This is a genomic window from Henriciella barbarensis, from assembly GCF_003576345.1.
Lineage (GTDB): Bacteria > Pseudomonadota > Alphaproteobacteria > Caulobacterales > Hyphomonadaceae > Henriciella > Henriciella barbarensis.
In genome coordinates, this window is the sequence record NZ_QWGB01000007.1 from 74081 (window position 1) to 86123 (window position 12043).

At 58.6% G+C, this 12043-nt stretch carries 10 protein-coding genes; 4 read left to right on the plus strand and 6 right to left on the minus strand.

Annotated elements, in window-relative coordinates:
- The first annotated feature begins 15 nt into the window (after positions 1 to 15).
- A complete protein-coding gene (gene tldD / locus D1224_RS11250; protein ID WP_119380054.1) occupies positions 16 to 1419 on the plus strand; it encodes a metalloprotease TldD in 1404 nt (467 codons plus the stop codon).
- On the opposite strand, the gene D1224_RS16870 is transcribed toward tldD, so the two are convergent.
- The 4 genes from D1224_RS16870 to D1224_RS11270 form a co-directional block, all read right to left on the minus strand.
- Positions 1416 to 1799 carry an energy transducer TonB gene (locus D1224_RS16870; protein ID WP_119380055.1) on the minus strand — a complete coding sequence of 128 codons (384 nt, stop codon included), beginning with the start codon at positions 1797 to 1799 and terminating at the stop codon, positions 1416 to 1418. The genes tldD and D1224_RS16870 overlap by 4 nt on opposite strands.
- Before the next feature lie 138 nt (positions 1800 to 1937).
- Entirely contained in the window at positions 1938 to 3764 is a 1827-nt protein-coding gene (locus D1224_RS11260; protein ID WP_119380056.1) for a peptide MFS transporter, read from the minus strand.
- 123 nt (positions 3765 to 3887) lie between these two features.
- Complete coding sequence (locus D1224_RS11265) at positions 3888 to 5267, minus strand: glutamate--cysteine ligase (RefSeq protein ID WP_119380057.1); 1380 nt, start codon at positions 5265 to 5267, stop codon at positions 3888 to 3890.
- Between the two features lie 10 nt (positions 5268 to 5277).
- Positions 5278 to 6039, minus strand: a complete 762-nt coding sequence (locus D1224_RS11270; protein ID WP_182482264.1) for a 16S rRNA (uracil(1498)-N(3))-methyltransferase — start codon at positions 6037 to 6039, stop codon at positions 5278 to 5280.
- Between the two features lie 58 nt (positions 6040 to 6097).
- On the opposite strand from D1224_RS11270, the gene D1224_RS11275 reads away from it, so the two are divergent.
- The 3 genes from D1224_RS11275 to D1224_RS11285 are packed head-to-tail and all read left to right on the plus strand — an operon-like array spanning position 6098 to position 9182.
- The gene (locus D1224_RS11275) at positions 6098 to 7462 is read left to right on the plus strand and encodes an NAD-dependent succinate-semialdehyde dehydrogenase (RefSeq protein WP_119380058.1); all 1365 of its coding nucleotides are present in this window, start codon (positions 6098 to 6100) and stop codon (positions 7460 to 7462) included.
- Between the two features lie 26 nt (positions 7463 to 7488).
- A complete protein-coding gene (locus tag D1224_RS11280; protein WP_119380059.1) occupies positions 7489 to 8484 on the plus strand; it encodes a 4-hydroxybenzoate octaprenyltransferase in 996 nt (331 codons plus the stop codon).
- Between the two features lie 29 nt (positions 8485 to 8513).
- Positions 8514 to 9182 (plus strand): DsbA family oxidoreductase, encoded by a 669-nt coding sequence (locus D1224_RS11285; protein WP_119380060.1) that lies wholly within the window; start codon positions 8514 to 8516, stop codon positions 9180 to 9182.
- Here D1224_RS11285 and D1224_RS11290 read toward each other — a convergent pair.
- Together D1224_RS11290 and D1224_RS11295 are read right to left on the minus strand one after the other, a co-directional pair.
- Positions 9179 to 10939 (minus strand): ABC transporter ATP-binding protein, encoded by a 1761-nt coding sequence (locus D1224_RS11290; RefSeq protein WP_119380061.1) that lies wholly within the window; start codon positions 10937 to 10939, stop codon positions 9179 to 9181. The genes D1224_RS11285 and D1224_RS11290 overlap by 4 nt on opposite strands.
- A gap of 1 nt (position 10940) precedes the next feature.
- On the minus strand, positions 10941 to 12023 hold the full coding sequence (locus D1224_RS11295) for an inositol monophosphatase family protein (protein ID WP_233350520.1): 1083 nt from the start codon (positions 12021 to 12023) through the stop codon (positions 10941 to 10943).
- Positions 12024 to 12043: the final 20 nt, after the last annotated feature.

Genomic DNA, 12043 nt, shown 5'->3' on the forward strand with positions numbered 1-12043 from the left:
GGCCATTGTCATCTCATGCTAGAAACAGATCTCCCGTTCGACCGCTCCGAAGCGACCCGTATCCTGGCCGAAGCCTGCGAGGGGGCTGACGATGGCGACATCTACGTTCAGCGCGCGCGCTCTGAAAGCTTCATGTTCGATGATGGCCGGCTGAAGTCGGCCGCTTTCGATACGTCGCAAGGCTTTGGCCTTCGGGTCGTTGCCGGCGAGGCAAGCGGCAATGCGCACGCTGGCGAACTCACTCTGGACGCGATCCGCCGGGCAGCGCAGACAGCTTCTGCCGCGAAGCGCGGCTATTCAGGCTCACTTGCGGCGGGCCCCGTCCCGACGAACAGAAAGCTCTACGCGCCGATTGATCCGACCGAAGCACCGGGCTTCACCATCAAAACCGGACTATTGGCCGAAATCGATGCATGGGTCCGCGCCAAGGATCCGCGCGTCGTCCAGGTGTCGGTGTCACTGGCTGGAAGCCATGAAGAGATCGATATCCTGCGCCCGGCAGGCGAAACTTTCCACGACGTCCGCCCTCTCGTCCGGCTGAACATCGCTGTCACGCTGGAAAAGAATGGCCGGCGCGAATCGGCCACATCCGGTGCAGGCGGCCGCGCCGAATACGAAGAATGGATCAAACCAGAGCGCTGGCAGGCCATGGCTGAGCGGGCGCTTCGCAAGGCTGAGATCAATCTCGATTCCATCCCGGCCCCAGCTGGCGAGATGGAAGTGGTGCTTGGACCAGGCTGGCCTGCCGTCCTTCTTCACGAGGCAGTTGGCCACGGGCTTGAAGGCGACTTCAATCGCAAGCAGACCAGCGTCTATTCCGGCAAGATCGGCCAGCAGGTCGCCGCCAAGGGCGTCACCGTCGTCGATGACGGCACGCTCGACGCCCGGCGCGGGTCACTATCCTTCGATGATGAAGGCACGCCCACCCAGCGCAACGTTCTCATTGAGGACGGCATCCTGAAAGGATACATGCAAGACCGCCAGAATGCTCGTCTGATGGGCATGGCACCGACAGGCAATGGACGGCGCGAAAGCTATGACGCTGGCATCATGCCGCGCATGACCAATACGGTTATGCTCGGCGGCAAGGATGATCCCGAAGAGATCGTAAAATCAATCAAGCGCGGGATATGGGCCGTCGACTTTGGCGGCGGCCAGGTCGACATCACGTCAGGCAATTTCGTGTTCCAGTGTACCGAGGCCTATCTCGTCGAGAATGGCGAGGTTATCGCACCCGTGAAGAACGCGACCCTGATCGGTCACGGTCCGACGGCGCTCAACAAAGTGTCGATGATCGGCAATGACTTCGCGATGGATGACGGTGTCGGCACTTGCGGAAAGGCTGGACAGACCGTCCCGGTTGGCGTCGGTCAGCCGACACTGAAGGTCGATGCGCTTACCGTCGGCGGCGCGGGTTAGGAAACAGCGCGCTCGTCGCAAGGGCTGAGACCGCTCGTATCAACTCCATCGTGCTCGTCTCCCAGCATGTACACCAGTGGATAAACTACGTCGAACCGTAGCACGGAACGCCCGCCAACCCGCTTGGGTTCGAACCGAGAAAGTGAAACTGCCCTTTTGGACTGGTAGCAAAAGATCGGCTGCGTGCAAGAAGTTGTGAGGCTGAATGTGTAGCCGTTTTCGTCGACGGAGAACCTGACCTCGCAATAGCCTTCCATCCCGAGCATCTGAGCCATAGGTGGATAGCTTGGCACTGGTGGCGATATAGGCTGCGCGTCCCTATCAGCGTCACTTTGGGCATTAGCAACGACGGTCATTGCTAACAAAGCACCTCTTATCATCCCAACGCCCTCCAACTCCCCTTAAAGGTTATGACCCTGGGGTTGAGCTAGCAAGATGCAGGAAGATCGAAATAAAAAAAATTTCCCCGCAAGACTGGGTCTCGCGGGGAAATCTAAGAAATTGGTTTGTTTTGTCGCCTAGCTTTGCGTCCGGTCCATTGAGACACCGGACGGGTCCACTTCGGCGCGGCGTTCCTTATCGCCGGGGCCGTGACTGCGCTCTGCATGTTTGGTGAGATTGCGAAGCCATGGGCTGAGCACGATCAGGACAACACCTAGACCGACGGCCGCACCGCCGAGCTGAAGGTAGACCGCGTTATATGCCGCCAGGCTTTCTTCAGCTGGTGCGCCTTCAGGCACTTGCGTTGCTTGAGCGATCCCCGCTGCGATCACGTTCGCGTAGGACGAAGCGAGGAACCAGTAGCCCATCATGAAGCCGACAATCTGCTTGGCCGATAGCTTGGTCACAGCCGAGAGGCCCACTGGCGACAGGAAGATCTCACCCGTCGTGTGAAGCAGGTACATCAACATGATGAACAGGACCGAGATCCGGAGCGCGCCGTCGGCGTCCGGCACAGCGGTCTGGATACCCAGATTGAGCACGAAGAAACCTGCACCGATCTGGACCATGGCGAGGCCGAACTTGATGAAACTGTTCGGCTCAATTCCGCGATTGCCGAGCCAGGTCCAGAGGACCGCGATCAGCGGTGCGAAATACATGATGTAGAGCGGGTTGGCCGACTGAAGGACCGGTGCCGGGAAAGGCTCGCCTCCGACCTGATTGTCGACGTGCGCTGCTGCGAAGAGGTTCAGTGATGTCGGTCCCTGGTCGAAGAGCGCCCAGAACAGCACTGACGACACGGTGAGGATGAGAAGTCCGATCATTGCATTACGCGTGTCGGCTTCGAGCTTCGTCAGCATGTATACGATGATGCCAAGCGTCACGACCGCAAAAACGCCGTGCATGGCGAGCGTCATGATACTCGCGATTTGCAGAAGGAAGAAGGCTGCCAGCGCAAAGCCGAGGCCTGCCGCATAAACCAGCCATTCGCGGTTCAGGCCTGCAAAGACCGGCGTTTTCAGATCGACACCTTCTGGCGGATCTGCGCGGCCTTCCAGCCAGCCCTGCCCCCATACAAATACGAGGAGACCGGCGAGCATGCCGAGGGCCGCAAGTCCGAAGCCTGCCCACCAACCAAGCGTTGCCGCCGCAAGCGCACAGAAGATGCCGGCAAGGAAGGAGCCGAGATTGATGCCCATATAATAGAGCGTGAAGCCAGAATCGCGCCGGCGATCGCCTTGGTCATAAAGCGCGCCGACACATGTGGAGATGTTGGGCTTCAGGAAGCCGACGCCCGCGACGATAAGGGCAAGCGCAGCAAACAGGATGGTCGCGAAGAGCGGATTGCGCTCCTGTTCGAGGGTCCCCACAAGAACTGTTTCTTCGCCGCCTTGCGTGAATGTGACGGTGCGTGTGGTGGAGCCTTCTTCAGGCTGAACGAAGCTGTCGATCGCGATCTCTTCGCCGTCAATGACGATGAAACGGTCGCGCGCTTCGCTGTATTCCGGACGCTCCAGCTCGTAGACAGTGCCGTCCACGTTTAGCGTTTCGGTCGCTGCAGGGCCATGAAGCCCCATCAGGCCATGACCCGCCACAAGCAGGATCGCGCCAAACGTCACGGCTTTCCTGAAGCCAATATATTTGTCGGCAAGCCAGCCACCTAAAAGCGGCCCGAGATAGACCAGCGCCACATAGGCACCATAGAGGGTCAGCGAAAAGCTGCTCTCGAACAGAAAGTGCCAGGTGAGATAAAAGATGAGAAGCGCGCGCATCCCGTAATAGGAAAAACGCTCCCACATCTCTGCGAAGAACAAGATGTAGAGGCCCTTGGGATGTTTCCTGAGCTGCCACATCGTGAAACCGAGCGGCGGCACCGCCAAAAGCGATAACAGAACAGAAAACATCAGCTAGACCCTCAACCTCTCTGCGCGTGATATCACGCTTCATCAGCGCACACTTTGATCACGCTGCTTTGTCGGGCTCAAGCAAAGATGTGCCATTTGTAATCAGAAAGACGCAAAGGCCCGCTAGTAAGCCAGCGTTTCGAAGGCTGGTTCGACCCGCCTGCCCCATTCACCACGATAGAGTTCGAGAAGCCTATCTGCTGGTGTCAGCCCGCTTTCGGCAATTTCATCCAACTCCGCAATGAAACCAGTCTCGTCGTCACCGGAGCTATTGTATCTCGCCCGCGCCTTGAGACCGTTCCGGCTGATCGCCAGCACTTGCTTCGCAAGGTCCTGAAGCGTGCCGCCGCCGGGGATCGGTGTGCGAAGACCGAGCACACGGACTGACTGACGCATGGCTTCACGCTCTGCCGCAGTCCAATCCTTAACGAGATCCCAAGCCGCATCCAGCGAGCTCTGCTCGTACAGAATGCCGGTCCAGAAACCTGAGAATGCACATAGACGGCTCCACGGCCCAGAATCGGATCCGCGCATCTCAAGAAAGCGCTTCAAACGCACTTCCGGAAAAATCGTCGAAAGATGATCGACGAAGTCGTCGATGGCTGGCTTTTCACCGGGTAGCAGGTCCAGCTCCCCGTTCATGAAATCGCGGAAGCTTTTGCCGGACGCGTCGAGATACTTGCCGCCGCGGCGCACAAAATACATCGGCACGTCAAGCGCGTACTCCACATACCTTTCAAAACCAGCACCATCTTCGAACATGAAAGGCAGCATGCCGGACCGGTCCGGATCCGTGTCGGTCCAGATATGTGAGCGGTAAGATAGGAACCCGTTCGGGCGGCCTTCTGTAAAAGGTGAGTTTGCGAAAAGAGCCGTACCGAGCGGCTGAAGCGCCAGCGATACGCGCATCTTCTTCACCATGTCGGCCTCAGACGCGAAATCGAGGTTCACCTGCACCGTACAGGTTCGGAACATCATCTCCCGCCCAAGACGCCCGACCTTCAGCATATAGTCCCGCATAATCGCGTAGCGGCCCTTCGGCATCATGGGAGTATCCGCCATCGTCCACAGCGGCGACGACCCCATCCCAAGAAAGCCGACGCCAAGCGGGTCAGCAATTTCGCGAACTTCCTTGAGGTGGTCGCCGACTTCATTGCAGGTTTGATGAATGTGCTCTAATGGCGCGCCGGAAAGCTCGAATTGCCCACCCGGCTCAAGGCTGACGCTCGCGCCATCTTTCTTGAGGCCGATGAGCAGTCCCGATTCGGAAATCGGTTCCCAGCCGAACTTGTCAGAAAGACCTTCGAGCATGGCGCGGATCGATACGTCGCCATCATAGGGAAGCGGTTTCAGACCTTCGCGGATGAATCCGAACTTCTCGTGCTCAGTGCCGATTCGCCAGTCGGCTTTAGGCACGCTGCCCTGCTCTATCCATTCGACGAGCTCGGTTTTTGACTCGATACGCGGAGCGTTCTCGTCGATGTCGGATGTAGGCGTTGTCATACCGGCCCCTCTAGCCGTTTTCGGTTTCTGGCAGATAGGGATGTTCCTGCCAGTCGCCAACACAAGATTGCCATAGTGTGAGCGCAGCAACCACCGCTGTCTCAGCACGAAGAATCCGCGGACCCAGTGTTACCGGTTGAATATGCAGGATTTTTCGGAGCCAGTCGCGTTCTTTTGTAGAGAAGCCGCCCTCCGGACCGATGAGAATTCCTGCTGGCGTGTCGCTTGCCTCTGACAGCACCTCGCGCATGGGCCTCGCATCGCCCGCCTCATCACAATAATAAAGCGGCTTACCTGCCGGCCAGTCTTCCAGAGCGCTGATCAGCGGCACGTCATCAAACACTTCGGGCACGTCCATTCGCTCGGTCTGCTCAGCCGCCTCGATCACCACTGATTGCAACCTGTCACGGCGCACCCGGCTGGACTGAGTACGTTCTGTCATCACAGGCTGGATGCGCCTTACACCAAGCTCGCACGCTTTCTCGACGACAAAATCGGTGCGGGCCTTTTTAAGCGGAGCGAAGAACAAAGTCAGATCCGGCGTTTCCACCTGTGGCCGCGACTGTCTTTCTGGCAGAATGGACGCGCGCTTGCCGCTCTCTCGAACCACAGCGGCAATCCACTCACCATCCTGCCCATTGAAGACTCGCACTGGCGCACCCTCACCCAGCCGCATAACACGCAGGATATAGTTTGCCTGGTTGTCGTTGAGCGCCACCTTTTCTCCTGAAGACAAGGCCGCATCGATGAACAGTCTGGGAACGGAACTCATGAGGCCCATATAGCCTTCTGTTGCCAGAGAGTTAAGCCAAAACCAGCGAGGCCGCGCGATGAGTGTCAGCTCCATCAATCCCGCCACCGAAGAAGTCATTGAAACTTTCGAAACTCACAGTCAGGTCGACGTGGACGCCGCGCTGGCCAAGGCCGATGAACGGTATGCCGACTGGCGGCTGACGAGTTTTAACGACCGCGCCAAGCTGATGGAGAAGGCGGCCCAGGTGCTTGAGAGCCGCGTCGAGGACTGGGCCCCAGCCATGAGCCGCGAGATGGGCAAACCACTCGCGCAGGCTGAAGGCGAACTGAAGAAGTGTGCCTGGGTTTGCCGCCACTATGCAGCGAATGCAGAAAGCTATCTCAAAGATGAGACGATCAAGACGGATGCGAGCCAATCATTTGTACGGCATCTCCCCGTTGGACCGGTGCTCGCCGTCATGCCCTGGAATTTTCCGTATTGGCAGGTCTTTCGTTTTGCAGCGCCGGCGCTCATGGCGGGCAATGTCGGCCTTCTGAAGCATGCGTCGAACGTCTGGCGCTGCGCTCTCAATATAGAAGATGTATTTCGCGAGGCCGGCTTCCCGGACGGTTGTTTTCAGACCCTGCTGATCGGATCAGATGGCGTCGAGAATGTCTTGCGCGATCGGCGCGTGCGCGCGGCAACCCTTACCGGGTCGGGCCCGGCAGGCGCTTCGGTCGCCTCGATCTCCGGTGACGAGATCAAGCCAACCGTGCTGGAGCTTGGCGGGACCGACGCCTTCATAATCATGCCCTCGGCTGATATTGAAAGCGCGGTCGAGACGGCCATCGACGCCCGCGTACAGAATAATGGACAGTCCTGTATCGCTGCCAAACGCTTCTTTGCACATGAAGACATCTATAACGAATTTCGAGACCGCTTCGTGGAAGGCATGAAAGCCCTCAAGATTGGCGATCCTTTGGCAGATGAAACCAATATCGGCCCTCTGGCCATGAAGTCACTTCGCGACGACCTCGCCGAACAGGTGGCCAGGTCGGTCGCTGCTGGCGCAAGGCCGCTACTTGAGGCATCGCCCCTACCGGACAAGGGCTGGTGGTACGGCCCGCAAATCCTCGAAGACGCTCCGGACGCTGCGCCTGCCGCCCATGAAGAAATGTTCGGCCCGGTTGCCTCGCTTTGGAAAGTCTCCAGCCTGTCGCAGGCAATCGAGCGCGCAAATAACAGTCCCTTTGGCTTGGGCTCGTCTATTTGCACGACAGAGAAAAGAGAGATCGAAACCGCCATTCGCGACCTTGATGCCGGCTCCACATTCGTGAACTCGAAGGTGGCGAGTGACCCGCGCCTTCCCTTTGGTGGTGTGAAGTCGTCGGGTTATGGGCGCGAACTTGCCGCAGACGGCATCAAGGCCTTCATTAATCGCAAGACCGTGTCTATCGCCTGAGGCGCGATTGCGGTTATACCGTGCCCATGAACGAACCGACCACACCAAGCACGTCACCTGAAACGCAGGAAGCAGCTCCGCGCCCGGAAGCAGCCCAGAATGCTGAGAGCACGGGCGCCAAGGCCCCGGCCGACAGCGCGCTGCCCGGATGGCTCACCTCCTTGCCTGATACGCTACGCCCTTACGCGGCGTTGGCCCGCCTCGACCGTCCGATCGGGACCTGGCTCGTTATGCTCCCAGCCCTGGCCTCTCTCGCCTATACGCGGATGGAGACCGGCTTTGCCTGGATCGACATCTGGTGGGACGTTCTCATTATCGTTGGCGCGGTCACCATGCGCGGAGCGGCCTGCACCTGGAATGACATCACCGACCGGGATTTTGACAGCGCTGTTGCACGAACCGCGAACCGACCCCTGCCAGCCGGCGACGTTACGGTCACACAGGCCTATGTATTTCTTGGCATTCAGGTCGCTATCGCCTTTATTGCCTGGATATGCATCCCGACCGATGCGAAGATTGTCTCCCTGCTCGCCCTGCCCCTGATTGCTGCTTACCCTTTCATGAAGCGTGTGACCTGGTGGCCGCAGGTCTGGCTGGGTTTCACCATTAATTGGGGCGTGCTCGTCGCTGCCGCGATGGCGACCCATGTTTCCTTCGGTAGCATCCTTCTCTACCTGGGCTTTGCGGCCTGGACCGTTGGCTATGATACCATTTACGCCATGCAGGACCGGGACGACGATGCGTTGATTGGCGTGAGATCGACCGCGCGGCTTCTGGGTGAACAAACGATACTGGGGGCCTTCTGCTTCTACCTCGCAGCCACCGCTTTCTTTGGCGGCGCGGTTGCCGCAAATGGCGGCATGCCGCTTGGCGTGCTTGCGGTTATCTCCTTCTTTGGCCACGCCATCTGGCAGGTCTACAAGATGAACAAGGATGATGACCACGCGCTGATGGTATTCAAGTCGAACGCCTGGGCAGCGCTGATACTTGTGGCTGGCTATACGCTGTCGGCTATCGTCTAGGGTCAGTCGCACCCAGCAAGGAGGAAAAGATGACCAAACTTACCATCGAAATGGTTTCCGATCTCGTTTGCCCCTGGTGCTGGCTCGGCCTCCGGCGGATCCGTAGCGCCATCAATCTCGTTGAAGATGTCGATGTCGAGCTTGTCTTTCGTCCTTTCGAACTGGACCCGACCATTCCTCAGGGCGGAGTCAATTATCGCGATTATATGGCCAGCAAGTTTGGCCCTGAAACCGAGGACAATCGCTGGGCTTCCATGCGGGAAGCCCTTGTTCAGTATGGCGAGGAAGAAGGCATACCTTTCAATTTCGGCGAGTTGCGCCACCGGCCCAACAGCTTTGATGCTCATCGCCTTGTTCGCTGGGCCCAAGGACAGGGCAAGGGCGTAGAGGCCAAAGAGGCGCTATTTTCTGCCTATTTTGAGCATGCGCGGGATATCGGGGATTATAACGTGCTTGCAGACATTGGAGAGTTCATCGGACTTGAGCGCGATATCGTCGCTGGGCTTCTGGATTCCGGAGCTGACGCCGAAGCCGTCCGCGAAGAAGAAACCCTTTTTCGTGAGATGGGGATCGGCGGCGTGCCAACCTACATCGCAATGCGCCGCATCGCTGTACAAGGCGCTGAAAGTTCCGAAAAGCTAGCGAAATTCCTGAGTGCATCCGCCAAGCAGATGCCCCAGCAGCGCAGCTATGGCTAGCTGAGCTGCAGCTCGACGAGCTGCTTGTAGAGACCACCCTGGCGGATCAGATCCTGATGGGTGCCTTCTTCCGCCACCTTGCCATCGTCGAGCACAATGATGCGGTCGGCCGAACGAACGGTCGATAGCCTGTGAGCGATGACGAGCGTCGTACGGTCCTTTGCATACTCTGCGAGTGCCGCCTGCACTTTTGCCTCGCTCTCGGCATCAAGCGCGGAAGTTGCTTCATCCAGCAGCAGGATCGGCGCCTGACGGATGATTGCACGGGCGAGAGAGATACGTTGACGCTGACCGCCAGAAAGGTTGCGCCCCATCTCACCGCAAGGCGCTTCATAACCGCTTGGAAGCCCGAGGATGAAATCATGGGCGCTGGCCGCACGGGCGGCATTCTTGATCTCTTCTCGGCTTGCGCCCATGCGGCCAAGCGCGATGTTGGCGGCCACGGTATCGTCGAACAGCAATGCTTCCTGGGCGACGAGCGCCGTGGATCTGCGCAGGCTCGCACCCGTGTAGGCGCGCACGTCGGATCCGTCGACCATGACCGAGCCAGAAACCGGCTCATAAAGTCGCAACAACAAGTTGAAAACTGTAGATTTTCCAGCGCCAGATGGCCCCACCAGGGCGACGGTTTCACCCGGGCTGGCCGAAAAGCTGAGGCCTTTCAACGCCTGCGACCCATCAGGATAGGCGAAGTGAACATCCTGAAACTCAACGCTGCCGCGGGCAGTCTCAAGCATGCGCGCACCTGCACGGTCCTTGATCTGTGGTTCGGCGTCGATGATTTCAAAAACACGGTCAGCGGCCGCGCCGCCTTCCTGGGCAACGGCATTCAGCGTGCCGAGCGCGCGCACTTCTGGCGCCGCAACGGCGACTGCACCAATGACGCCGACGAAGTTGCCTAATGAGGTGTCGCCGTCCGCAATGCGCCATGCGGTCAGCGCCAGTATACCCACGAGCGCAAGACCACCCGTGATCTCCAGAATCGGGTCCACGGCGGCCCTGTCAGTCAGGACTTTCAGGAAAAGCCGCGACCGCTCGACGAAGCCTCGCTTCGCCCTGCCCTTTTGATACTCTTCCAGACCATAGGCTTTGACCACGCGCGCCGACTGAAAGCTCTCTGAGAGGAGCGACGCTACTTCGCCAATCTGCTTCTGCGCCTGCTTCGATCGTTTGCGAACACGGTTGCCCAGGCTGATCACAGGCCCGAAGGCGATAGGATAGACGAGGATCAGGATCAGCGTCAGCTTCCAGTCCATGATGAACATGGTGATCAGCACGCCGATGACTGTGAGCACGCCTTTAGTCAGATTGTTTGCCAGCCGAAGACCCGCATCCCTGATTGCATTCACATCATTGATGAAACGCGAGACAAACCCGCCCGATCTGTCTGCTGACAGACGCGCAAAGTCGCCTTCGGTCAGTGATGCGAACTGATCTGCCTGAATGTCGACAATAGCGCGTTGCACGCCAGTGTTATTGGCCAGCGTCATACCGTAAAGCGACAGGGAGCGAACGGCCGCCGCAAACCCGATGATACCAATCAGCCACCACAAACTGGGCGGCACTGATGCGCTCTGCGGTCCGACGAGGTCTTCTAGGCCCTCGACGACAAGCTTCAGAAGATAGCCATATGACGCAGCCGCAATCGCTGTTACCGCCGCGCAGACCGTACCGATAACGAACCACTTCAGGTGAGGCCTGAACCGCTCCTTGATCAGCCTGAACAGGCTGTGAGTGCGTTCTGGGCCGCTCGCCATATCAGACGTGATGGTGGGAGCCCGTTTCAGGATCGAGCAGCCTGTGGGCGTGCAGGATAAAGTAGCGCATTTCCGCATTATCCACGGTTCGCTGCGCTGCGTTCTTCCACGCGTCGTAGGCGGCTTTGTAACTCGGGAAGGCCCCGACAAAGTCCAGCTTGGAAAGGTCCTCGAACTCGATGCCGCGAACGTCTTTCAGCTCGCCACCAATGACGAGGTGAAGTAGTTGCTTGGTATCCGGCATGTCAGCCATTTTCGTCTGCTCCGTTTCGCTCGCCCTGTCATATGGTCTGACCGTCCAGTTCGGGTCAGGTAATCGGACGCCTTTGACGCGCTCCACTAACAGAGGATGCAGGCGCTTTCCAGCCGCAATAAGACTACGTTGGGCCGGTTCACTGCGATTGAAACTGAAGCGCTCGCCCAGATGGGTTGACGCAACGCCGCCAGCCTCTTCGACAATGACTGCCCCTGCGGCAAGATCCCAGTCAGATTTGCGCCAGAGCGCAAGCGTTGCATCCCACTTTCCCGTTGCCACCCAGCACATACGCAACAGTGTTGCGTTAGGCTTTGGTCGGGCAAGCCTCATCTCTGGCCAGGGCACGCGCCATGCCGGATGGGTCAGCATCGATTCGGATGCGATCATCTTGCACCCGGTTTCTTCATCACAACTGCTGGTCAGCAATCGCTGCCCGTTGAGCCAGGCCCCTTTGCCGCGCTCGGCCACATAGGTTTCGCCGAGCGCAGGTGCATGCACCACACCGCAGACGGCATGGCCATCCTTCACCAAGGCGCCAGCAATTGCCCAGTAAGGCTCACCGCCCATGAAAGCACGCGTTCCATCGATCGGATCAACGCACCACACAACATCGGTAAGATGGGTGTCCCGAGAAAGCGCCGTCTCTTCTGACAACCATCCATAATCGGGCCTGCTGCCCAGCAGGTGGCGCTTTATTATACGGTCGGCTTCCAGGTCTGCATTCGTGACGGGGTGGCCCGGCGTTTTTTCCCAGGCTTTTGTATCACCGCGCTCAAACCGCGCCAGCGCCATGTTTCCAGCCTCGATCACGGCTTCCTGCAGAAGCATGAAATCATCGCTGAAAGGCG

Excerpts from the sequence above, each read along its gene's own strand:
- D1224_RS11260 (WP_119380056.1), bottom strand. The coding sequence starts at position 3,764 with ATGTTTTCTGTTCTGTTATCGCTTTTGGCGGTGCCGCCGCTCGGTTTC.
- D1224_RS11265 (WP_119380057.1), bottom strand. The coding sequence starts at position 5,267 with ATGACAACGCCTACATCCGACATCGACGAGAACGCTCCGCGTATCGAG.
- D1224_RS11275 (WP_119380058.1), top strand. The coding sequence starts at position 6,098 with ATGAGTGTCAGCTCCATCAATCCCGCCACCGAAGAAGTCATTGAAACT.
- D1224_RS16870 (WP_119380055.1), bottom strand. The coding sequence starts at position 1,799 with ATGATAAGAGGTGCTTTGTTAGCAATGACCGTCGTTGCTAATGCCCAA.
- D1224_RS11270 (WP_182482264.1), bottom strand. The coding sequence starts at position 6,039 with ATGAGTTCCGTTCCCAGACTGTTCATCGATGCGGCCTTGTCTTCAGGA.
- D1224_RS11295 (WP_233350520.1), bottom strand. The coding sequence starts at position 12,023 with ATGCTTCTGCAGGAAGCCGTGATCGAGGCTGGAAACATGGCGCTGGCG.
- D1224_RS11285 (WP_119380060.1), top strand. The coding sequence starts at position 8,514 with ATGACCAAACTTACCATCGAAATGGTTTCCGATCTCGTTTGCCCCTGG.
- D1224_RS11280 (WP_119380059.1), top strand. The coding sequence starts at position 7,489 with ATGAACGAACCGACCACACCAAGCACGTCACCTGAAACGCAGGAAGCA.
- D1224_RS11290 (WP_119380061.1), bottom strand. The coding sequence starts at position 10,939 with ATGGCGAGCGGCCCAGAACGCACTCACAGCCTGTTCAGGCTGATCAAG.
- tldD (WP_119380054.1), top strand. The coding sequence starts at position 16 with ATGCTAGAAACAGATCTCCCGTTCGACCGCTCCGAAGCGACCCGTATC.